Origin of the sequence: Sabulicella flocculans (assembly GCF_045449635.1) — a bacterium.
GTDB lineage: Bacteria > Pseudomonadota > Alphaproteobacteria > Acetobacterales > Acetobacteraceae > Roseococcus.
Map to the genome: position 1 here is coordinate 1 of NZ_JBJJBR010000080.1, position 246 is coordinate 246.

Annotated in this window: 1 pseudogene; it reads left to right on the forward strand. The window is 56.9% G+C overall.

Annotation, left to right across the window (positions count from 1 at the left end):
• Positions 1-108 (forward strand): annotated as a pseudogene (locus ACI6QG_RS19715) (IS5/IS1182 family transposase); the annotation flags it as partial.
• Positions 109-246: the final 138 nt, after the last annotated feature.

Below are 246 nucleotides of genomic sequence, written 5' to 3' on the forward strand. Positions count from 1 at the left end.
TTCTGCCGCATCAAGGATTTCCGCGGCATCGCAACACGATACGACAAGACCGCTCGCAACTTCCTCGCCGCCGTCTGCCTCGTCTCCGCCATCACTTATTGGGCTTGATTGAGTCCAGACCCTAGGTAGGGAACCAATACAACCCATTGAATCGTTTGTGCGTTTCGCCACTGATTGAGGTTCAGCGGTGGAGATTGGCCATGGCGCGGTTGTTCTGGTTGTCCGAGCAGGCGTGGACGGTGCTGG